This window comes from Curtobacterium sp. 179-B 9B NHS (assembly GCF_045370965.1).
GTDB lineage: Bacteria > Actinomycetota > Actinomycetes > Actinomycetales > Microbacteriaceae > Curtobacterium.
In genome coordinates, this window is the sequence record NZ_JBIQDQ010000018.1 from 1 (window position 1) to 21,652 (window position 21,652).

21 protein-coding genes and 1 tRNA gene are annotated in these 21,652 nt (G+C 71.1%); 4 read left to right on the forward strand and 18 right to left on the reverse strand.

Annotated elements, in window-relative coordinates; translation table 11 throughout:
- Positions 1-279: 279 nt before the first annotated feature.
- A complete protein-coding gene (locus ACH0A8_RS13665) occupies positions 280-3,066 on the reverse strand; it encodes an alpha/beta fold hydrolase (protein WP_406907377.1) in 2,787 nt (928 codons plus the stop codon).
- A 132-nt stretch (positions 3,067-3,198) separates the two neighbouring features.
- Positions 3,199-4,308, reverse strand: coding sequence for an acyl-CoA desaturase (locus ACH0A8_RS13670; protein ID WP_209685998.1), 1,110 nt, complete (start codon positions 4,306-4,308; stop codon positions 3,199-3,201).
- A gap of 306 nt (positions 4,309-4,614) precedes the next feature.
- Here ACH0A8_RS13670 and ACH0A8_RS13675 point away from each other — a divergent pair, with 306 nt between their 5' ends.
- Positions 4,615-4,863 carry a hypothetical protein gene (locus ACH0A8_RS13675; protein WP_066653399.1) on the forward strand — a complete coding sequence of 83 codons (249 nt, stop codon included), beginning with the start codon at positions 4,615-4,617 and terminating at the stop codon, positions 4,861-4,863.
- Positions 4,864-4,875: 12 nt separating this feature from the next.
- Here the strand turns inward: ACH0A8_RS13675 and ACH0A8_RS13680 are convergent, their stop codons facing one another.
- Both ACH0A8_RS13680 and ACH0A8_RS13685 read right to left on the reverse strand, forming a co-directional pair.
- Entirely contained in the window at positions 4,876-5,547 is a 672-nt protein-coding gene (locus tag ACH0A8_RS13680) for a DUF4166 domain-containing protein (protein ID WP_406907378.1), read from the reverse strand.
- Positions 5,544-6,173, reverse strand: coding sequence for an SRPBCC family protein (locus ACH0A8_RS13685; protein ID WP_406907379.1), 630 nt, complete (start codon positions 6,171-6,173; stop codon positions 5,544-5,546). Before ACH0A8_RS13685 ends, ACH0A8_RS13680 begins: the two co-directional genes overlap by 4 nt.
- A gap of 30 nt (positions 6,174-6,203) precedes the next feature.
- On the opposite strand from ACH0A8_RS13685, the gene ACH0A8_RS13690 reads away from it, so the two are divergent.
- On the forward strand, positions 6,204-6,461 hold the full coding sequence (locus tag ACH0A8_RS13690; protein WP_066653393.1) for a hypothetical protein: 258 nt from the start codon (positions 6,204-6,206) through the stop codon (positions 6,459-6,461).
- Between the two features lie 52 nt (positions 6,462-6,513).
- On the opposite strand, the gene ACH0A8_RS13695 is transcribed toward ACH0A8_RS13690, so the two are convergent.
- The 5 genes from ACH0A8_RS13695 to ACH0A8_RS13715 all read right to left on the reverse strand — a co-directional run bounded on the left by ACH0A8_RS13695 (position 6,514) and on the right by ACH0A8_RS13715 (position 11,341).
- Positions 6,514-8,016 (reverse strand): hypothetical protein, encoded by a 1,503-nt coding sequence (locus ACH0A8_RS13695; protein ID WP_271826465.1) that lies wholly within the window; start codon positions 8,014-8,016, stop codon positions 6,514-6,516.
- A 157-nt stretch (positions 8,017-8,173) separates the two neighbouring features.
- Positions 8,174-9,232 carry an AAA family ATPase gene (locus ACH0A8_RS13700; RefSeq protein ID WP_158407738.1) on the reverse strand — a complete coding sequence of 353 codons (1,059 nt, stop codon included), beginning with the start codon at positions 9,230-9,232 and terminating at the stop codon, positions 8,174-8,176.
- Positions 9,233-9,670: 438 nt separating this feature from the next.
- Positions 9,671-9,744 (reverse strand) — tRNA-Pro (locus tag ACH0A8_RS13705).
- 170 nt (positions 9,745-9,914) lie between these two features.
- Positions 9,915-10,514: a hypothetical protein gene (locus ACH0A8_RS13710; protein WP_400340801.1), complete on the reverse strand. Its 600-nt coding sequence runs from the start codon at positions 10,512-10,514 to the stop codon at positions 9,915-9,917.
- Positions 10,511-11,341: an endonuclease/exonuclease/phosphatase family protein gene (locus ACH0A8_RS13715; protein ID WP_406907380.1), complete on the reverse strand. Its 831-nt coding sequence runs from the start codon at positions 11,339-11,341 to the stop codon at positions 10,511-10,513. The genes ACH0A8_RS13710 and ACH0A8_RS13715 overlap by 4 nt, the downstream gene beginning before the upstream one ends.
- A gap of 71 nt (positions 11,342-11,412) precedes the next feature.
- Here ACH0A8_RS13715 and ACH0A8_RS13720 point away from each other — a divergent pair, with 71 nt between their 5' ends.
- Positions 11,413-12,927: a hypothetical protein gene (locus ACH0A8_RS13720; RefSeq protein ID WP_251154843.1), complete on the forward strand. Its 1,515-nt coding sequence runs from the start codon at positions 11,413-11,415 to the stop codon at positions 12,925-12,927.
- Between the two features lie 90 nt (positions 12,928-13,017).
- Positions 13,018-15,183 (forward strand): ATP-dependent DNA helicase RecQ, encoded by a 2,166-nt coding sequence (locus ACH0A8_RS13725; RefSeq protein WP_251160839.1) that lies wholly within the window; start codon positions 13,018-13,020, stop codon positions 15,181-15,183.
- A 222-nt stretch (positions 15,184-15,405) separates the two neighbouring features.
- Here the strand turns inward: ACH0A8_RS13725 and ACH0A8_RS13730 are convergent, their stop codons facing one another.
- The 9 genes from ACH0A8_RS13730 to ACH0A8_RS13770 form a co-directional block, all read right to left on the reverse strand.
- Positions 15,406-16,275 (reverse strand): oxidoreductase, encoded by an 870-nt coding sequence (locus ACH0A8_RS13730; RefSeq protein WP_271826470.1) that lies wholly within the window; start codon positions 16,273-16,275, stop codon positions 15,406-15,408.
- 19 nt (positions 16,276-16,294) lie between these two features.
- Entirely contained in the window at positions 16,295-16,891 is a 597-nt protein-coding gene (locus tag ACH0A8_RS13735; RefSeq protein ID WP_144411263.1) for a hypothetical protein, read from the reverse strand.
- Entirely contained in the window at positions 16,834-17,310 is a 477-nt protein-coding gene (locus ACH0A8_RS13740) for a hypothetical protein (protein ID WP_271826472.1), read from the reverse strand. The genes ACH0A8_RS13735 and ACH0A8_RS13740 overlap by 58 nt, the downstream gene beginning before the upstream one ends.
- Before the next feature lie 151 nt (positions 17,311-17,461).
- Positions 17,462-17,632, reverse strand: coding sequence for a hypothetical protein (locus ACH0A8_RS13745; RefSeq protein WP_158407737.1), 171 nt, complete (start codon positions 17,630-17,632; stop codon positions 17,462-17,464).
- Positions 17,633-17,837: 205 nt separating this feature from the next.
- A complete protein-coding gene (locus ACH0A8_RS13750) occupies positions 17,838-18,338 on the reverse strand; it encodes a hypothetical protein (protein WP_066653364.1) in 501 nt (166 codons plus the stop codon).
- Positions 18,339-18,349: 11 nt separating this feature from the next.
- Positions 18,350-19,876, reverse strand: coding sequence for a hypothetical protein (locus ACH0A8_RS13755; protein WP_066653361.1), 1,527 nt, complete (start codon positions 19,874-19,876; stop codon positions 18,350-18,352).
- Positions 19,869-20,723, reverse strand: a complete 855-nt coding sequence (locus tag ACH0A8_RS13760) for a hypothetical protein (protein WP_406907381.1) — start codon at positions 20,721-20,723, stop codon at positions 19,869-19,871. The genes ACH0A8_RS13755 and ACH0A8_RS13760 overlap by 8 nt, the downstream gene beginning before the upstream one ends.
- Entirely contained in the window at positions 20,720-21,271 is a 552-nt protein-coding gene (locus ACH0A8_RS13765) for a hypothetical protein (protein ID WP_406907382.1), read from the reverse strand. The genes ACH0A8_RS13760 and ACH0A8_RS13765 overlap by 4 nt, the downstream gene beginning before the upstream one ends.
- An 80-nt stretch (positions 21,272-21,351) precedes the next feature.
- Complete coding sequence (locus tag ACH0A8_RS13770; protein WP_058728075.1) at positions 21,352-21,648, reverse strand: WXG100 family type VII secretion target; 297 nt, start codon at positions 21,646-21,648, stop codon at positions 21,352-21,354.
- Between the last annotated feature and the right edge of the window lie 4 nt (positions 21,649-21,652).

A 21,652-nucleotide genomic window follows, 5' to 3' on the forward strand; every position in this document is an offset into this window, starting at 1 on the left:
CCTTCGAGGACCCGCCGGGACTCGTTCCCAGCGGTTGCTGTTCACGGATGAGACGGGCTGACACCGAGATTCGTCACGTCCCCCGTTCCGTGTCGGGCATTTCCCCAGGAAACGGACGTCGAGGGCCGTTCCTGTACCCCGATGTGCCACCGGAGCGGGCGTTGTGGTGCGCAACCGGACAGTGGCGGTGCGCTCCGGTCGGAAGACGCACGTCGACGACGGACGGGAGGCGCGACACCGGTCGGGTGCCGCGCCTCCCGTCCGTCCGTCCGCGCTCGCTCAGGGCGTCCCGCTCTGCCGGGCGACGAGCGCCGCCACCTCGGCGACGTGTGGTTCCCGCAGCACCGAGCTGTGCTCGGCGTGCACGCGCACCGCGTCCACCGGTCCCCGGAGGTACCGGGCCCACCGGGCCGGACCGGAGTCGTTGCCGTCGGCGACGACGAGCGTGACGGGGCCCGCGTACGGGCGCGGCTCCCACCGGCGGGACACGAGGAGCGCCTGGTCGAAGAAGGCACGGAAGTGGCGCTGGCCCTGCCAGCGGACCACCCCGGCGCCGACGCCCCGAGCCCGGCGGCCGATGCGCGCGAACGGGGTGGCGGAGCGACTGCGGAGCGCACTCGTGCGCACGGCGAGCCGCCGGAGCACGCCGGGCACCGGACGCGCTGCCGGCCGGCCGAGGTCGAGCTGCCCGAACTCGACGGTGTCGGCCCGCTCGGAGGCCTGCTCGGGCAGGTGGGTGTCGAGCAGGACGACCCGGGCGACCTCGTGACCGGCACCGGCGAGCACCGAGGCCATCTCCAGGGCGACGAGGCCACCGAACGAGTGCCCGACGAGGGTGTACGGGCCGGAGGGCTGTACGACCCGCAGGAGCTCGATGTAGCGGCGGGCCATGGCCGGGATGCTCCAGTCCGGCACCGAGCGCCGCTCCAGACCGTGCTGCTGGAAGGCGAACACCGGACGGTCACCCAGGTGACGGGCGAGCGGGACGAACGTCAGTGCCAGGGCTCCGGCACCCGCGACGCAGAACAGGGGGTCGGCGTCGCCCGGTGCACGCGCCGTCAGCGTCACGACGTCCGGGTGACCGGGGACCGCGGCGGCGCCGAGGCGGATCCGCGCGGTGAAGCTGCGCAGCGTCGGGTGCCGGAGGAGTTCCGACGAGGGGACGTCCACGCCGAGCCGGTCGGAGACGGCGGCGAGCATCTCCTCCGCCGAGAGCGAGTCGCCACCGAGTGCGGAGAAGTCGTTGTCGAGCCCGACCGCCGGCAGCTCGAGCGGCCCGACGGCGGGCAGCCCGAGCACCTCGGCCCAGATCTGCCCGACCGCGAGCTGCCACTGGTCGTAGGTGTCCTCGCCGAACGCCGCGCCGTCTCCGCCCACCGTGGTGCTGAGCGAGGGTGCCTCGGGCAGGCGGGTCCGGTCGACCTTGCCGCGCTCGTTCCGGGGCAGCGTCGTCACCGGGACGATCGTGGTCGGCACCATGTGGTCGGGCAGCAGGTCGCGGAGGGCCCTGCGGATCGCGGCCGGTGACGGCGAGCGGCGACCCGGGCGGCTCACGACGTAGGCGACGAGCCGGGTCGGCGCGGGTGGGGCCTGCACCGCGACGACCGCCGCTTCCTGCACCGCGTCGACGGTGCGGAGCGCCGCCTCGACCTCGCTCGGCTCGACCAGGTGCCCGCGCACCTTCGCCGCGTCGTCGGCGCGGCCGAGCAGGGTGAGCCGGCCCTGGTCGTCGAAGCGTCCGAGGTCACCGACCGTCCACGTCGGCGTGCCGTCCGCGGCGGTGCCCGCCCGGTCTGCGGTCGCGTCCGGCGCGCCCCAGTACCCGCTCGTCATGGCGTCGGAGACGCAGACGACCGCACCGCTCTCGCCGACGTCGGCCACGGAGCCGTCCGGTCGGCGGACCTCGATGCGCTTGCCCGTGACGATCCTGCCGGCGGGCACGCTGCGCTCGGGCACCGGGTCCCCCGCGCGGATCTCGTGCACGGCGTACACGGCGGTCTCGCTCGACCCGGTCTGGTTGCAGAACGACGCGCCGGGGCCGAGCAGCGGCCGCAGCGCCGTGACGTCCGTGCCCGTCACCGCCTCGCCGAGGGTGGCGACGACGCGGAGCGCACGCAACCGGTCGTCGGAGGGGTCGAGGGCGCCGGTGATCGACCGCAGCAGGTGCGGGGTGGTGTGCAGTGTCGTCAGGCGTGCGTCGCGGACCCAGGTGACGAGGCGGTCGACGCCGGTGCGACGCGGATCGGTGACGTGCACGGAGGCACCGGCGTGCAGGGCCGACAGCACGAGCGTCAGCCCGGCGGCGAACCCGTGCGGGAGCACCGAGGCCACGCGGTCCGTCGGGACGAGCCGGAAGGCCTCCCGTTGGGCGACGCTGTCGACGACGAGCTGCCGGTGGGTCATCGTGACGCCCTTCGGCACCCCGGTCGACCCCGACGTGAAGACGACGACCGCCGGGTCGCGACCACCGCGTTCCCGGGCTCCCGGGACGACGGCGAGGTCGCCCTCGGTCGCGGCGGCGGTCCGAGCGTCTCCGAGCAGGTCCTCGAGCGACAGCACCCGGCCCTGCTCGGGGACGAGGGCCGCGGCGCGGTCGGCGTGCTCCGCGTCCGCGACGACGTCCACGATGCCGGCGAGCGCCACCACGTGCTGCAGCCGGGCCCCGGGGAGGGACGGGTCGAGCGCGACGACGACACGGCCCGCGTGCAGGAGTCCGAGGAGGGCGACGACCGACCCGGCACCGTGCGCGACCATCGCGCCGACGGGGACGGGTGCACGGCCCTGCTCGACGTCGACCCCGCGGCCGGTGTGGTCGTCGGGGGTGAGCTGTGCGTCCAGGAGCAGGCCGAGGGCGCGGGCGGTGCGGTCGAGGGCACCGTGGGTGGTCTCGCCGTGCTCGTCGACCAGGGCGAGGGCATGCGGGTCGCGGTCGGCGACGACGGCCAGACCGTCGAGGACGGACGGCTCCGTCCCCGCGTGCGGCGGCGCCGCCGCTCCGGGGTCCACCGTCGGCTGCCGCGTCGTCGTCCTGTCGGTCGTCGCCGTCGTGTCGGTCGCCGTGGTCACGAGACCCCCTTCACCGTGCGCGCGGACTGTGGTCGCCCGACGGTACCCCGGGGGTGCGCTCCGCAGTGGGGGCTGTGCGGCAACCCGCGCAGACCTGCGAGGTCCCGCAGCCCGCCGGCGCGGAGGACCGCGTCAGTGGATGCGGAGCTCGGCGACCATCGGGCAGGCGAATGGGTCGCGTGCGGCGAGACCGACCCGGTTCAGGTAGCGGACGACGATGCCGTACGACCGCAGCAGCGTCGTCTCGGTGTACGGCACGTCGAGCGTCTCGCAGTGGTCGCGGACCAGCAGGCGGGCCTGCTTCAGCGCCGGTCGCGGCATCGACGGGAACAGGTGGTGCTCGACCTGGTAGTTCAGGCCACCCATCAGGAACGACACCCACCAGCCACCGCGGATGTTCCGCGAGGTCCGGACCTGCCGGGAGAAGAAGTCGACCTTGGCGCCGTGCGCGATGGTCGGCATGCCCTTGTGGTTCGGGGCGAACGAGGCGCCCATCATCACGCCGAACACGGCGAGCTGCACACCGAGGAACGCGCACGCCATGCCGAACGGCAGGAACCAGAACACGACCGTCAGGTAGATGCCGAACCGGGCGACGAGCATGCTGCCCTCGAGCCACCGGTGCCGTGCGTCGGCCTTCGTCCCGGAGCCCGTCACGATCGATGTCACGGCGTAGCGGTGCAGGTTGAGACCCTCGAGCGTGAGCAGCGGGAAGAACAGCCAGCCCTGGAAGCGCAGGAAGGTCCGCATCAGCGGGCCCTTCGCCGCGGCGGCGTCCTCGGGCAGGAAGCGGATGCCGTCGGGCGCGATGTCGGGGTCCTTCCCGACGGTGTTCGGGTTGCCGTGGTGGCGGGTGTGCTTGTTCATCCACCACGAGTAGCTCAGGCCGACCATGAACGTGCCGAGCCACCGGCCCGCGTGGTCGTTCCACTTCTGCGACGCGAACACCTGACGGTGCGCGGCCTCGTGCGACAGGAACGCGAACTGCGTGAAGATGACCCCGAGCGCTCCCGCGACGATCAGCTGGAACCACGAGTCACCGAGGAACGCGAACGCCACCCAGGCCAGCGCGAGACCTGCGACCAGGCTGCCGAACAGGGACCAGTAGAAACCGGTGCGCCGACGGAGCAGGCCGTTCTCCTTCACCTGCGCCAGGAGCGCGGAGTAGGTGGACGTACCGTTGCGGCTGCCCGGACCGGGTCGGGTCCGGGTGTAACCGGGGGCGAGCGGGGTGGTCGTCATCGAGGACCGACCTTCTGTGGTGAGCGATCCTTCGACCGATCCGGAGAGTTCACGCATCCGCGCTTCCGGCGACAGTAGGTCACGGAACCGGGAGAACGCCTGGACGGCGCGCGCACGTCCGGGAAACGCAACCCGTGGCGGACGGGAGGCGCTGGGCGACGCCGCCACGCGCCTCCCGTCCGGCGGCCGGTGGCGGTCCGCCGCGCGCCCACGCGCGGCGACCATCGTTGCGGGATCGAGACGGCCCGTCACCCCGGTGCGTGCGAGCCTGGTCGCACCTGACCACAGGAGCGGACGGAGCACGCTGTGGACCGAGCGATCGCGTGGGTCGTGCTGGCACTCGTCACGGCCGTGCCGGCACTGCTCCTCGCCGTCACGCGGGTGAGCTCGTGCGCCGATGCGGCGCCGGGTGCGGGCACGAGCCGGTGCACGAGCGGACCCGTGCTCGGGGTCGCCGGGTCGTGGGCCGCCGGTGCGGTCGCCGTCGTGGTCGTCGCGATCGCGGTCGTCCAGGTCGTGCGGGCCGTCCGTTCCGGGCGAGCGGCGACGGACTGACGCCCGGCGGTCTCAGGTCCGCGCTTCGGTGCGGACCGGCTTCAACCGGTCCGGTGCGTCGGTGGCGGGGGTCCACTCGCACGTGAACGTCCCGCGGTACCCGAACAGGAAGCCGAACACGCGGTTGTGCACCTCGAGGTCGACGTGGAACGCCTGGTCGTCCTCCGACCACCACTCGTGCTGGGTGGCGCGACCGCTCAGGAGCATCGGGAACCGGAACGAGACCGGCCCCTCGTGGAACCGCTGTGCGTCGGACGTCAGTACGAGCCCGCCCCGCTCGTCCACCGCCAGGTCGAGGTCGACCGCCAGGTGCTGGTGCGTGCCGAGGTAGTCGAGCACCCTGCCGTCGACGAGCACCATCGTCGCGTCGAAGCGCGCCGTGCGACCGGGCTTGGTCTCGTACGTCCGCACGAACGTCACCGTCTCGCGGCCGAGCTCGTCGCGGTACGGGTGGTTCTCGATCGTGAACGGCACGTCCTCCCCCACGTCGGGCACCAGGATGTTCCGGAGCCGTCCGATCTGCAGGAAGGGGACGGTCCACCACGGGCCGCGTCGGATCGACGACATGACGCCACGTCCGGTGCAGGCCTCGCCGGCGTCGAGGCCGACTCCGAAGCGTCGTCGCATCATCGGGTGGAGTCGCTGGAAGTCGGCGCCGAGCGCCTCCTCGAACACGGACGTCATCGGTCGTCCCTCGGGTCGGGCAGCGTCGCCAGCGTCGCCGGCGCGTCGTGCAGGTGGTCGGTGCGTCGGGCGCTGCCTGCGGGTGCCCGCAGCGTCCTGGAGGCTCGTGGCCGGTCCCGGCGCCAGGGCTGCAGGACCGATGTGAGCGGCCACGCCTCCGGTGCGGGTCCGCCCTCGAGCCAGATCCGGAGGCGGTCGAAGCTCCACGCGGTCGCCCAGCCGAGGAGCGGCCGGACGACCAGGTCCAGCGGCCCCCATCCGCCGTGGTAGTCGTAGCCGGTGATGAACCGCGTGCGCCCGTCGTCGGTCGGGACGTAGCGCCAGTAGCCCCGGCCCGTGCGGATCGGCGAGAGGCGGTCGGCGGTCCCGAAGCGCAGCGCCGACGTGCGCGATCCGTCCGGGCGGCGGCGTTCCCCGATGCTCACGCCGGTGCCGTGCACGTCGTGCAGCGGCGAGCGTCGGACGTAGCGGAAGTGCGTCGGTGCCCCGTCCTCCGCGCCCTCGGGCACGATCTCCGAGAACCGGACGTCCCAGCGCACGTGCTGCTCGGGGTCCTGCGTCGCGGCCCACACGCGGTCGAGGTCCGCATCGATGACGGTCTCGACGTAGATGCCCCTGGTCCCCACGTGCTGACAGTAGCGCCTGCGCGGCGGAGAGTGGACCGAGCGATCGCGTGGGTCGTGCTGGCACTCGTCACGGCCGTGCCGGCACTGTTCCTCGCCGTCACGCGGGTGAGCTCGTGTGCGGATGCGGCGCCGGGTGCGGGTACGAGCCGGTGCACGAGCGGACCCGTGCTCGGCGTGACGGGATCGTGGATCGCCGGCGTCGTCGCCACGGTGATCGTCGTGATCGCGGTCGTGCACGTCGTGCACGTCGTGCGGGCCGTGCGGGACGGGCGGGTAGCGGAGGACTGACTCACGACGGCATGCCTCCGTCCAGGGAGCGGCCCCCGAACAGCTGTCCGGTTCAGCCGTTCCAGGCGTCCTGTAAGGCGCGCTCCAGGTCGGTACGGTCGCCGCCCCGCACCTCGCCCTCGCGGAGCGGCACGGCCGTCAGCTCCCCGTCGTGCAGGGTCAGGTCCGTGATGCTGCCGGTACCGCGGTCGGCGAGACGGACGTGCAGTCCGGTGCCGTCCGGCAGCACCGGTCGAAGGGCCTCGACGAACGCCGGCACCTGATCCGAGCCAGGCAGGGTCGCCGACACGGACCGGTCACTGCCGAACTGGTCCGAGGACGCGGGGAGGAAGCCCCGGAGCGTCGTGCCGACCTGGATCGATGTGCCCAGCAGCGCCGGGGACCCGTTCACCGACAGGCGATCCGCATCGCCTGCATCGTCCCGGTCAGCAGCATCGTCGGCACCATCAGTGACTTCCTGCGGGCCGATTCGGATCGACTCCACCGGAGCGGCCGGAGCAGCAGCGGCGAGCGCCGTCGCGGTCGCCAGGACCTGGTCCGGGTCGTCGACCGTCACGTCGACCACGGTCGGCGTGAGCGACACCGCGGTGACGTCCGGCCGGGTGGCGACCGCCGCGAGGCGGTCCGCCTCGGCGTAGTCGGCGGCGTCGGGCAGGTCGTCGTCGCCCCTTGGCTCGTCCTTCGTCACGATGCCGCCGTCCACGATGACCTGCGCGGCCGGCGCTGCTTGCTGAGCGATCGCGGTCGCGTCCCCCACATCGGCGAGGTCCTTCGTGTGCAGGAGGAGCCGACCCGGTGTGACGGAGGCCCGCGTCACCTCGTGCGCGGCGAGCACACGCTCGTACGCGGTGATCTCCGGCGTCGGGTCGCCGACGGTGTCGTCGGTCCCGGTGCTGTCGTCAGACCCGGCGATCCGGTCGGAGATCTGGAGGTCTGCTTCGTCGGACGGCAAGCGGTCCGTCGGCGGCGTCGACCAGTGGGATGCGGTGAGCGTCGGGGACCGCCACCCTGAGGCGTCGGCAGCCTCGCGCACCGCTCCCCATCCGCGCACCAGGTCGGCGCTCTCCCGGACGTCCACTCCGACCGAGCCCGGCCGGGTGCCGGAGCCGGCCGGAGCCGTGACCTTCCCGCCGAGCCAACGGTCGTCGCCCCGGAGCCGGTCGACGACGGCGAGCAGCTGGTCGTTCTCGGCCGCGCGCCCCTCGACCGAGAAGTGGAACCCGTCGGCCTCCACCGAGGCGCTGTAGGTCGTCCCCGCGGTGGTGGCGTCGTGCATCCACCGTCCGACCTCGTGGGTCACCCGTCGCAGGTCGGCGTCGGACAGGTCGTCGTCGGTGGTCACGGTGACCTGGACCGTCCCCGCGAACGGCAGGTTGTTCGTGCCCGAACCGCTGACCGACCGCACACCGCGGAGCTCGGACAGCTCGTGCTCAGCTCGGGCAGCGCCCGCGGTTCCGGCGTCGACGTTCGCCGAGCAGCCGCTGACCAGCAGGACCGCCGTCAGCGTGGTGGCCGTCAAGGCGGCGGTCAGCGTTCGTCGTCTCCCCCAGAGCATGGCGGGAGCGTAACGCAGCGAGATGCGCTGCCGGTTCCTACTCAGGCGCCAGCAGTGCTGCCGTCGCGCCGCCGCCGTGATGCCGGACATCCGTGACGAGGAGCCTGCGAGCAGGAGCGGCCGAGAACCCACAGAGTCTCGGCGGTCACGAGGCACCTCACGTCGTCGGGAGGGACGTGATCATCTCGACCAGATCCACGAGCGCTGGGTCTTCCCGCAAGCGCTCGAGCCAGATCGAGATGGCTGCGTCGAGGAGTCGTTCCTCGGACACCCCCACAGCAGAAGCGATGTTGCCGAACGCCCTGTGATGATCCCCGAGGGCGGCTGCTGCGCACGCCATCGCAACGCCGGAGGTACGGACATCCAACATGGTCGCCAACTGGTCGGGTTGCTCTTGGAGCATCCTGAGGAGTTCGACTTCTGGAGCTGCGGCGCCTGGCAGGTAGTACTCCGCTGCATCGGGAGACGCTCTCCGCATGTCGGCATCGAGGACGACGGTCGCGCGCAGCCTCCTTGAATTCCCCAACGTCCTGGCTGCCGCCTTCGCAGCCGCTTCCCCGCCGGCCTCCACGACGTCGACGCTCGAGCGCACATGCGCCGCAAAACGATCGATGATCGCTCGTACCAGACGAGCGGCGAGTTCGTCTTCCACGAAGACGACAGCTGTCACGCCGCTGGACGGTCTCTTCAACGTACGGAGGATGGTCGGCGCATCGACGTCTTCAGTCACGATCGCCCCGCCGCCCGTTGCGAGGACAAGTCGGAGCGCCTCGGCCGGAACGTGCTCGATGATCTGCGTCGAGTGTGTCGCGACGATCACTTGACAAGCATTACTGGCGGCAAGACGCCCGATCTCCTCGATCAGCGGGACGTGCGCCGGACCGGCCAGGAAGGTCTCCGGCTCATCGATCAGCACGACCTCGTTCGCCTCCGCTTGTCGGAGCAACCAGAGCGTGTACGCCGCGGAGTACTCGCCTCGGCTCATCGTGAAGGTTGTGAAGTCCCTGCCGTCCCTTCTGCCGTGGAACAACGGGAGACGCTCGCCTTGGGCGTCAGCGATGGCGATCGCCAACTCCTCGTAACGATGGCCCGTGATGCGCCCGAGGGCTTCGAGGTCGCGTTTCCCGAGGGCTTGCGAGCCGTGAGCCCGCATGACGTCTCGAGCCTCTGACGCCTCGAAGTAGTAATCCTGAGCCGCCGTGATGAGCGATCCCATCACGACGTCCGAGCTGACTTCGGTGACAGTGAGATTACGCAAAGCGCGAGAATACTGCCGAACGTGTTTCACGCGGTCAAGAGGAAATTTGACAGGTGCAACTGAAGTGCGTGCGCCGTCAGCAGGCCGGACTGTCAAGGAATACGACCCGACGAAGTCTGTGGCGTCCCAGCGGCTGACGGGCGGAAGAGCCCAGCCACTCTGCCACCGCGGCAACGCCTCACGAATGACGGCAAGCAGGTACGACTTGCCGGCTCCGTGCAAACCGGTGACCACGGTGAATCGTTTCAGATCGACACGTCCAGGCGCGAGGACTGGCGACTCCCGCACCGTGATCCCGTGCAATGGTCGCGACTTCAAGACGAGCGCATCGAGCAGGCCCGCGCGACGAATACTCGCCATGTCTTCGCGACGACCCCTCCGCCATGCTTCCTTCGGTCGGGCTGACAGGATTTGAACCTGCGACCCCTTGACCCCCAGTCAAGTGCGCTACCAAGCTGCGCCACAGCCCGTGAGCTCTCACGAGCTCTGAGCCCCGAGAGGCTCGGAACTCCGTCTCCGGCGTTCCACCGCCCGCGTCCGACCGGAGCGCGAGCAGCCCGTCAAGCATAGCGGACGCAGGACCCTGCTCGTGCCACGGCGCGTCGCCGCCTCCACGGGAGCGATCGGCCGGGCCGGGCCGTCAGCCCCGCGGCGAGCGCGCTGGCTGCCGCACCACGTCCCGCTCGGCCGCCAGCCACGGCAGCGCGAGCCCCACGAGCAGCCCGCCGAGCCCGTCCGCGGCCAGGTCGCCGATCGTGTCGTCGTACCCGACGTAGATCGCCGAGTCGACGTAGTTGTGCCCGAGCCACTCGCACATCTCCCACACGGACCCGATCGCGAGCCCGAGGGTGAACACCAGGAGCGACACGGTCACGCGTCCGGCGTCCGGGGCGTGCGGCACGAGCCGGAGGTCCGCGGCGATCACCGCGAGCAGCGCCGCGAGCAGTCCGGTCAGGACGACGTGGATCAGCTTGTCCCAGAGGAACACCGACGTGTACCACTCGAGCGCGCTCGACCACCCGGCGACGAGCACCAGCACGCAGACCGCCAGGTCGAACGCGGGCCGGAGTCCGAGCATCCGCGGCAGGACCACCCCGAACAACGCGAGCGACATCACCGCGAACGACGTGCTCCCCCAGCCGATCGTGGCCACGGGGATGCTGAGGAGCGTCAGGACCCGCACCACGTCGGCCGGCAGGAACCGCCGGCGCAGGAAGGTCAGCCCGAGCGAGCGCATCACGAGGCCCACCGCACGACCGCGTGCACGGCCGCGTGGTCGGAGGGCCAGACACCGCCCGGTCGGCGCACGTTCACCGCGACCCGGTCGACGACGGCGTCCTCGGTCACGAGCACCCCGTCGATCCGCCGGCCGCCGACACGCGGCTCCCGGTAGTGCGGGTACGTCCCGTAGGCCTCCCCCACCTGCCGGGAGGCTCGTCCCCAGCTGTCGACGACCCCCGCGTCCGCCAGTGCTCGCCAGGGTGCCGACCCGGCCGGGCAGTTCCAGTCGGCCATCACGACGGCCGGCAGTCCGCGCTCGCGGACGATGCGCCCGAGCAGCTGCGCGCCGCGCAGCCGTGCCCAGGACGAGGCGACGTCGAGGTGCGTCGCGATCGCGGTGAACTCCCGCCCGGTGGTGCGGTCCGCGACGACGGCGCCGACGGCGTGCCGCGGGAAGGCCGTCGCCCAGGACCGTGAGCCCGGGCGCGACGGCGTCCGGGACAGCGCCCACGTGCGCCGCTCGACGACGTCGAGGCGCTCCCGGTCGAGGAACAGGCCGACCGCCTCGCCACCGCCGCGCGCACCGCGACCGACGACCACGGGCTCCCATCGCGAGCAGAGACGGGCCGTGAGGTCCGCGGTCTGGGCGGGCAGTGCCTCCTGGACGGCCAGCACCGTCGGCTGCTCGCTGGCGACGAGCGCGACGACGGCGTCGCGGCGACGTTCCCACGCGTCGGCGTGACCGGGCGCGTGCGGCACCCGACGTCTGACGTTGAGGGTGGCGCAGTGCACCTCGGGGGCCACCACCGCCCCGATCGTCGGGTGGTCGTCCGGCGCGGATGGCATGCACCCTGTCTACGAGACGACACCTGTTGCGCTCACAGGGTGTCGTGACGGTCCCTCGTAGGGTGGCTCGGATGCGTTGCGCTCGTCCCACCCGTACCCTGCTCGCACTGTCGGTCGCCGGGCTCCTGCTCGGCGCTGCCGGTTGCACCTCCCACGACGACGCGCCGACTGTCGCGCAGCTGACACGGACGTCCGCCCACTCGGTGGACGTCGTGGCCCAGCAGGACCCGTCGGCCCGCTCCGTCGCCGCGAGCCGAGCACTGTTCGCGTCGGCTCCCGGCGCGGTCGTGGCGTCGGCCTCCGACGCGGGCGCGGTGCGCGACGCGGCGAGCGCCGCGCGTGCGGCGCACGTCCCACTGCTGCTGACGCCCGACGGCGGCACGCCCTCGTCGACACCGTCCGCCGACGCGGGTGGCGACGGTGACCGGGTGGCAGCCGAGCTCCGCCGGCTCGGGGCCGACTGGTACCAGGCCGAGGGCAGCGTGGTGGTCGACACCGACGTCCCGGAGCAGGACGCGCCGGAGCGGGGCGACGTGCCCGAGGCGAGCGATGCCTCCCGTCCGGCGACCGTGGTCGTGTCCGACCGCCGGTCGGAGGCCGCAGCCGTGGCCACGGCGGAGGCTGCCGGCGCCCGTGTGGTCGCGATGCCGGACGGCGTGACCGACCCGGCTGCCGCCCCGGACGTCGTGTCGGCCCTCCACGACCGCGCGGAGCACCCGACCGTGCTGGTCGGCTCGGCGTTCGGCGACCTGCCGGACCCGCAGTGGACGGTCCGGGCGGCGGAGAGCGGTTGGCAGCTGCCGCACGGCGGGCAGCGGCCCTTCGACGGACACCGCTACGTGGCGCTGTACGGCGCTCCCGGCGCGCCGGTGCTCGGGGTGCTGGGCGAGCAGGACCCGGCGGCGACCGTGCGCCGCGCCGAGGGGACGGCGAAGGAGTACGACGGGCTCGGCGACGAGCCGGTGACGCCTGCGATGGAGGTCATCGCGACCGTCGCCGCCGGGGACGCCGGGGCGGACGGCGACTACTCGACCGAGCTGCCGGCGTCGACGCTGGAGCCCTACGTCGACGCGGCGAGCGACGCCGGGATGCCGGTCATCCTCGACCTGCAGCCGGGGCGGTCCGACTTCCTGTCGCAGGCGAAGCGGTACGAGTCGCTGCTCGCGAAGCCGAACGTCTGGCTCGCACTCGACCCGGAGTGGCGACTGACCGCCGACCAGGTGCCCCTGCAGCAGATCGGCAGCGTCTCGGCGTCCGAGGTGAACGAGGTCTCGTCGTGGCTCGCCGACCTGGTGCGGTCGAAGGGCCTGCCGCCGAAGGCGTTCGTCCTGCACCAGTTCCGGCTCTCGATGATCCAGGACCGGTCGTCGCTCGCGTCGCACCCGGAGCTCGACGTCCTCATCCACGTGGACGGGCAGGGCTCGCAGCCCGACAAGCAGGCGACCTGGAAGGCGCTGCACCAGGACGCACCGGAAGGCGTGCACTGGGGCTGGAAGAACTTCTACGACGAGGACACGCCGATGCTGTCACCGCAGCAGACGATGGCCGACGTGCAGCCGACGCCGTCGCTCATCACGTACCAGTAGCGGGGTCGCGTCTCGTCGCGTCCCGTCGTGGTGTCCACAGCCTGGAGGGCCGGGGCACGGTGCGTCGGCGGGTGCTGACAGCATGGGGTCATGTCTGGTCTCGGTGTCGGTTCGTCCGTCGGCTCACCTGCTCCTGCGGCCCCGCCGTCCGCCGAGATCGCTGCGGAAGCGCAGGCGGCCCTCGCCGCCCTGACCGGGCGACCGGACGCGGTCTTCCACCCCGGGCAGCTCGAGGCCATCTCGGCGCTCGTCGAACACCGGCAGCGTGCCCTCGTGGTGCAGCGCACCGGGTGGGGCAAGTCGGCCGTGTACTTCCTCGCGACCCTGCTGCTGCGGCGACGTGGCGGCGGCCCGACCGTGCTCGTCTCGCCGCTGCTCGCCCTCATGCGCGACCAGGTCGCAGCGGCCGCGCGGGCCGGCGTCCGCGCGGTGTCGATCAACTCGGCGAACGCGCACGAGTGGGCGGACACGCAGGCGGCCCTCGCGCGTGACGAGGTCGACGTGCTCCTCGTCTCCCCCGAACGGCTCAACAACCCGCGCTTCCGCGACGAGCAGCTGCCGACGCTGATCGCCCGGATGGGCATGCTCGTCGTCGACGAAGCGCACTGCATCTCCGACTGGGGACACGACTTCCGCCCCGACTACCGCCGGCTCGCCGAGCTCATCCGCTCCCTCCCCCAGGGTGTCCCCGTGCTCGCGACGACGGCGACCGCGAACGAGCGCGTGGTCGAGGACGTCGCGGAGCAGCTCACCGCGGGCCCCGACGCCCCGGTGTTCACGATCCGCGGTTCGCTGGCGCGTGCGTCGCTGCGGCTCGGCGTCCTGACGCTGCCGGACGCCCGGCAGCGCCTCGGGTGGCTGCTCGCGCACCTCGGCGACCTGCCCGGCAGCGGCATCATCTACACGCTGACCGTGTCCGGGGCCGAGGACATCGCCCGACTCCTGCGCGAGAACGGGTACGCCGTCCGCGCCTACACCGGGCGGACCGACACCGAGGAACGCGAGCAGCTCGAGCAGCAGCTCAAGGGCAACGACCTCAAGGCGCTCGTCGCGACGAGTGCGCTCGGGATGGGCTTCGACAAGCCGGACCTCGGGTTCGTCGTGCACGTCGGCGCTCCCTCGTCGCCCGTCGCCTACTACCAGCAGATCGGTCGTGCCGGGCGTGCGACCGACAACGCCGACGTGCTGCTCCTGCCCGGACGCGAGGACCGCGAGATCTGGCAGTACTTCGCGAGTGCGTCGATGCCGACCGAGGCCCGCGCCTCCGCCGTCCTCGGCGCGCTCTCCACCGACACGGCGATGTCGACCGTTGCGCTCGAGGGCCTCGTCGACATCAAGCGATCGACACTCGAGCTCCTGCTGAAGGTGCTCGACGTCGACGGCGCCGTGCACCGTGTCGCCGGCGGCTGGGTCTCGACCGGGCAGCCGTGGCAGTACGACGCCGCCCGGTACGAGCGGGTCGCCGCCGCCCGCGAGGCCGAGGCCGCGTCGATGCTCGCGTACGAGTCCACCTCGGCGTGCCGCATGCAGCTGTTGCAGCAGGACCTGGACGACCCGTCCGCTGAGCCCTGCGGGCGCTGCGACAACTGTGCCGGTGTCTGGTACCCGACGTCGATCTCGGAGTCGGACACCTCCGGTGCGGCTGCCGCGCTCGACCGGGTCGGCGTCGAGATCGCGCCGCGCGCGCAGTGGCCGTCCGGCATGGCCTCGCTCGGCGTGCCCGTGAAGGGCAGGATCCCGGCCGGCGAGCTCGTCGAACCGGGCCGCGCCGTCGCCCGGCTCACCGATCTCGGCTGGGGCGGGCCGCTCCGGGCGCTGTTCTCGGCCACCACTCCGGACGGACCCGTGTCCCGCGAGCTGGTCGACGGGTGCATCCGCGCCCTGAAGGACTGGCCCTGGGCCGAGCGGCCGACCGGTGTCGTGGCGATGTCCTCGCGCTCGCGGCCGGAGCTCGTCGGGTCGTTGGCGCAGGCGCTGTCGTCCATCGGGCGGCTGCAGTTCCTCGGGACCCTCGGACGGAGCGGCGGGGAGCCCCGCGGCGACGGTGCGACGAACAGCGCCTACCGGCTGGCCGGGGTGTGGGACACCTTCGTGGTGGACCCGGAGCTGGCTGCGGCGTTGGCGTCGCACCAGGGACCGGTGCTGCTCGTCGACGACCTGGTGGACAGCCGGTGGACGGTCACCGTCGCCGGGCGGGAGCTCCGGCGTGCGGGGGCGTCGGCCGTGCTGCCGTTCGCGCTCGCGACCGTGGCCTGACGCCGGCCGGGTCCGGCAGACCGTGTCCGTGGTCCGTCCGGTGGCGCGGGGTGCGGGGTGCGGGGTGCGGGCTGCGCGGTGCGGGGTGCGGGGTGCGGGGTGCTCCCGCACAACCGGAAGCACGTCGTGCCAGGGATTCCCGTGGTGCGACGTGCTCCCGGTTGTGCAGGCGTCGGTGCGTGCCGACTCCAGCTTCGGCTCCGCCCGCATGCGCCGCTCGGGTCAGGCCGCGCCGATCGCGTCCAGCTCGCGGATCGCGTCCGCCGGCAGCGTGATGCCCGCGCCCTCGACGTTCTGCCGCAGGTGCTCCACGGATGACGTACCCGGGATGAGCAGGATGTTGTCCGAGCGCTGGAGCAGCCATGCGAGGGCGACCGACAGGCGCGACTCCCCCAACCGCTGCGCGACGGTGTCGAGCGCCTCGGACTGGATGGGCGAGAATCCGCCGAGCGGGAAGTACGGCACGTAGGCGATGCCCTCGGCCGCCGTGAGGTCGACGAGGTCGTCGTCGCCCCGCTGCGCCACGTTGTACATGTTCTGCACGCAGACCACGGGCGCGATCCGGAGGGCCTCGACGAGCTGCGCGCCCGTCACGGTCGACAGTCCGAGGTGGCGGATCTTGCCCTGCTGCTGCAGTTCGGCGAGTGCCTCGAACTGCGGTGCGATGCTGCCCGGCTCTGGGGCGTCGAATCCGCCGACACGGAGGTTCACGACGTCGAGCTGCTCGAGACCGAGCCGCTCGAGGTTCGCGTGCACGTCCTCGACGAGCTGCTCGGGCTTCCGCGCCGGCGGCCACTGCCCCTTGTCGTTCCGGCGCGAACCGACCTTCGTGACGATGTGGACCTGCTCCGGGTACGGGTGCAGGGCTTCGCGGATGATCTCGTTCGTGACGTGCGGTCCGTAGAAGTCCGCGGTGTCGATGTGGGTGATGCCGAGCTCGACCGCGGTGCGCAGCACCCGGACGGCCTCGTCGCGGTCGGCCGGCGGGCCGAACACGTGCGGGCCGGCGAGCTGCATCGCGCCGTAGCCGAAGCGGGTGACCTCGAGGTCGCCGAGGTCGTAGGTGCCACCGGGGAGGCTGTTCGTCGTCATGGTCCGACCATGCTCCCGATCACTGCGGTGTGCCTGGCCCTGGTTGTCCCCTGGTCTGCGAGCCCTCGCCCGGTGTGGTTTCTGCGTCGACGGGCCAGGTGCCGATCTGCTGGTCGAGCGTTCGGCGTCCGAAGCTCGCCTGGTACCCGATCTTCTCGACGAGCGCAGGGGTCGACGGGAACCCGACGTCCCGCCAGCCGGAGTCCTGCGCGATCCGTCCGATCTCGAGTTGCGGCTCCGTTCTGATCCGCAGGACGACGCCTGCGTCGGGTTCGTGCCCGCGCGTGGACCAGGCCAAGGGAAGGACCGCGTCGATCAGCTCGGCGACGTCCTCCTCCGAGCGCCCCGCGTCGGGTGCCGAGATGTCGACGGCGATACGGTGGTGCGCGGAGAGCCCGTCCGTGGTCTTCTCCTCGTCGACCGTTGCAGTCGACACGTTGGGCAGGGCGTTGATCTCGGCAGCAACCGCTTCGCGCGATGCAGCCACTTCAGCGTCCGGGCCAGACGCCGAGCACCCGCTGAGCGCAGGGATGAGCGACAGCAGGACGCCCGCCGCGATCAGCCTCCACACGAGCTCATCCTGCACTGCATCGCCGTCGGTGCAGCAGCGGGCCACTCGCCCAGGCGCTCCCGCAGGAGACTCGCCGGGACGATCGCCGACGTCCTGCCGGGGACGGCGGCTCCTTCCTCGACCCAACCGGACCGCTGCAGGAGCTTCCCCACGCTCAAGTCGGGCGCGCCGCGCACGCCGATACCGACACCGTTCGCGAGTTCTCTGCTCGCGTGCACCGACCACCCCGTCTGGACGATCGCATCGATCTCCCAATCGGTGATCGTCTCGTTCGTGGATTCTGGTTCCAGGGTCAGGATGATCAATGCCCTGTTCGAGTTCGACGCGTCGAGCCCCGAGGTGCTCTGTTCGACCGAGACCTCAGCAGCGGCGATGCCCGGGAGCGTCCGGAGGTACTCCTTCGCGTCTTCAGGAGTCTGTCCCCGAGCAGCAGAAGCAGGCGTACAGCCCGGCAGGACGAGCACACCACACAGCAATACCGCAACGATCGACCAGGCTCGGACACCTCGTCCGCCATGCGGTGTACTCCTCGAGGAACGTCCGCTGGCCGTCCGGGTCGCGGGTCGACCACGGTGCTCGTCAGCGAGAACGCCCGATTGCTCCGCTCTCGTCAACTCAGTACTCACGAGGCACATCGAAGTCGTCCGGCAGCGCGAAACACGGCGATCCTGAATCGATGTCGATGACAGATCCGCCCTCTGCGAGCGGGCTGAGACCGCTCGACGAAGAGCAGCCGCTCAGCGAGATCGAGAAACCGCCGGCAACGACGATTGCAGTAACGATCATCGCCCTCGTACTCCTTGACCGCGCGCGCATCGAGTACCTGTCCCTCCCGCTCGACTGTTCACCGATGCTCCGTTGAGCCAGCATCGGACGAGGTGGGCGCTGCACGGGCGAACAGTCCCGCATTGTTGCACTTCACCGACCCACGCCGGCGTTCGCTCTCCTGCGCTCGCTCGTCAAGATTGCTGCGCTGTCCAGCGAAGCGCTGTCAGGGCGCTTCACCTGGCCAAGGGCCGAAGCGTTCCTTGAGTTCGTTCGGGGAGAGCAGGACGAGCTGCTTCAACTCGGCGGTCGAAGTCGTGTAGGCGGCTTCTGACCAGCCCCGTTCCTTTGCCACATCTCCGATGGCGAGCTGCGGACTCGTCCTCAGACGGATGAACACTCCCGTGTCGGGTTCTGCTTCGTTGACGGACCATCCGAGCTGTGCGAGTTGGTCGACGAAGGCGGGCGCCGCCGATGCATCCTCGACCGTCGCAGCGATCGAGACTTCATGGTGTTCGTTGAGCCCGGACACGGTCTTCTCTTCTTCGATGGAGACGTCGGACAGCCCCTCGATCGAGGAGAGCTGATTCCGCGCCTCTTCGAGCGACTGCCCACCCGTGGGATCCTGCAGCGAAACCGATGGTGCGCTGGATGGAGCCGTGCGGAGTGCACTGCAACCAGACAGCGCCACGACCGCCATCATCGTGACGACGATGCCCGTACGCACCCTTCCGCCTGTCACTCTGATCTCCTCTGCACTTGGTAATCCGTCACGGTTGTCGTCTTCCCGTTCCCTCCGAGAAACTGCGTGATTGCAGGGTCGTCATTCACTGAGGGGTCACCGCTGGCCATGACCGCGTATCGATTCGCATCGTGTGCGGTGGCGACAGTCGGCGCGTCGTGTTCGTTGGCCTTCAGCGGCGGATCCCCACGAAGCGTCGTCCAATCTCTGGGATTCGGCGTTCCGTCCAAGGCCGCGATCGGATCAGCCGTGGACTCGAGGGCTGTCACGTGCACGTCGGACGGGATGTCCATCGCACCGATCGGGGAACCAGCGGTCACCACCTGCTGGATGTTGTATCCGCTGTCACCCGCGGCGACCGCACCAGCCGTGATCCCGCCGAGGCTGAAGCCTGTCAGCATCACGGGTTCGTCCTTGACCCCTGCCTTCCGTAGAGCCTCGATGACGGCCTGCGAAAGAGCGGTCTGGTCACCGTGACGCATCGCAATCACGTCCGAGGTCAGATCATTTGGGGTGTCGCCGGCCTCGGGATTCCAGCTCTGTGTGCTCGGGATCTGGACTGTGAAGCGAGTGACGCCGTTCTCGTCAACCGTCTTGAACACCCGGACGTTCGCGAAGTCTTCTTGGCCCATCCGGTCAATCTGACCCGAACTCGCGAGCAACGAGCTGACGTCGGTCGGGATGATGTTCCCGGCCCCATCGGTGGTGAACTGCTGACCTGTCTCACGGATGCCATCAACGAGAGCGCGCTGCCGCCGATCATCGACTTGGCTGTCGGACAGGACACCGTCGATGAAGCGCGGCACACCGTCCTCGAACAAGCCGAACTGGCGACCATCCCCGATCAACGTACTGAGGAGGCCGTCGTAGGTGTTCGTCGTGCGGAGATCGCCCAACCAGGCTTGCTCCATCGCGACGATGTCGGGACTCATCCACGGCAGAGCTGCGGAGAAGTTCCTGTTGAAGGACCGAGCCGCCGCCAGGGTGAACACCGCGGTGCGCTGGGTCAGGTCGCCATCGGTCCTCAGCGCGGTGAGCGCTGCTTCGCTGAAGGACACCGTGACGATGCCCAGGACGTCGAGTGCAACGCCGCTCCTGACAGCCTCGGTGGCGAGCGCTCCGAGGGCGATCGTGCCGTAGACGACGGTCCCGGTGACGAGCGCCACCGTCTCAGCGACATCCGTCGTGGTCGCCCAGGTCGCAGCTGCTGCGACCTGCAAGCCGGCGACGGTGAGAGCAAGCCCTGCCTCGGCCGCCTCGTACACCTTCGAGAACGACGCCGTGATGATCACCAGCGCCTCGGTGGAGACGATCGTCACGCTGAGCTGCGCCGAAGCGCTCATCACTGCACCCTCGGCGGCGAGTGCGGTGCCGGGCGAGAGGATGGCCGAGGCCAGCAGGTCCCCGTCCACCGACAGCGCCCCGACCTTCGGCACGAGCGGGCCGGCGAAGGCGTTGAGCGCAGTGATCCCCGTGGTCAGGCGATCGATCTCCGCGTAGTCGACCTTGATCCCGTCAGACATCTCGATCCCTGATGAGTCCAGCGACGAGCCCGAGCAGATCCGTGCGGATCTCCTGGTCCGTTTGCGCCGTCACGGTGACCGTGCCGGCATCAGTGAGGAGTTCGGGCGTGACCTCCGAGCCACGCGCTCCCGCGTCGATCCCGACGCTCATCCGCAGCCATCCGCGGCGGGTGCCGAACCAGTCAGCGACGAAGACCGGGCCACGGTCAGCGGTGAAGGCCTTCACGCGGAAGCCGTGCTGCACGGGCTCGGCCAGGCCACGGAACAGGCCGACCGCATCGGTCGGGACGTGCAGTTCGTCGACGACGGCATCGAGCACCCGGGCGTCGCCGCGCTGGATGGCGTCGACCAACGCTTGCGAGGCAACCGTGCTGACCGTCGTCGTCCCACGGGCCGGGTCGGTGACCTCGAGCGACGGGATGAGTTCGACGAGTGACGACCACGCCTGGTCGAGCACCGTCCCGCGTAGGTGCGCACGGCTGCCGTCGCCGGACCGCGCGCCCTGCACGGTGAGGTGCGAAGCAGCGTCGCCCCCGATGACGGTCGAGTGCGCCCACGTCGTGTCGGGGGCCCAGGCGCTCACCTGGATGACGATCGAGCCGGCGTTCTGCAGTGCGAGCGTGAGCAGGAACGGCGCGTCGAGGTCATCCGACCACGACTCAGCGTCAGCGTCGGGCTGTCGCGTGAGCACCCCGCGCTCGACCAGCGCTCCCGTGCCCTGCTGGTCCTGCGCCCCCGAGGGTACGAAGGACGGCAGGACGAGACCGGGCAGGTGCTCACGGACGGTGCGTAGCTCGTCGACGGTCAGGTCCCAGTCGATGACGTCGGTCGCCGGTGCCCCGCTCATCCGACGCCGTTCCGGATGACGGCGCCGCGCACGTCGATCCAGTCCTTCGACCCGGACGGCGGCGGTGACGGCACCTGCGCGATGAACGACCTTGCGCTCGCGACCTGGCCGTCGGAGACCTGCTGGCCACCGAGCTCGTGGACGGAGACACGGACATGGTCGGGCTCCCCCGAGCCCGCGGCACCGATCACCTGCATGAAGCCGTTGACTGCGTTCGACGCGACGTCCTTGACGGCGTTCACGACGTTCGCCGCCAGGTGCGCGGCCTGGTTCCAGAGGTCACGTGCGATGCGTTCGGCTTCCGCGATCTGTGCCTTCACGGCGTCGACTGCCTTGGCGTGCGCATCGAGTGCGTCTGCTGCCTCGTCGAGCAGCTGCGCCTTCTTGCCGAGCTCCGTGCCCGACTCCTGGACTCGACGACGCACGGCGTCGGCGGCCTTCCCCGCCGACGACAGCCCGTCGGCCTGCGCCACGAGCGCGCTCGCTCGTGACCGCAGCCCGTCGGCGTCGTCGCGCAGCGCACGGGCCTTCGCCCGGAGCTGTGCCATCTCCCCGTACATGCTCTACCCCCAACGGAGGAGACGGCCGGCACCTGCAGCGCCGGCCGTCCCTGGTCCGGTCGTCCCGATCAGCGCCCGAGTCGCGACGCGAGCTGCTGGTCGACGTCGCCCAGCGTCTGCGCGGTCGTGCGGAGGAACTGCGCGAGGTCGTTGAGCCCGCCGATGGTGTTCTGCGCGCCGCTCGTGAAGCGGTTGTACGCCTCGTTGTAGGCACCGGAGGAACGGTCCGTCTGGAACCCGGCCTGGGTCAGCGACGCGATCTGTGCCTGCAGCTTCGACAGGGTCGCGTTGATCTCGTCACGCCCTGCGAGCAGACGGTCGGCGTTGCTGTTGAGCTCCTGGTAGGAGACGTTGATGTTGGCCACGTTG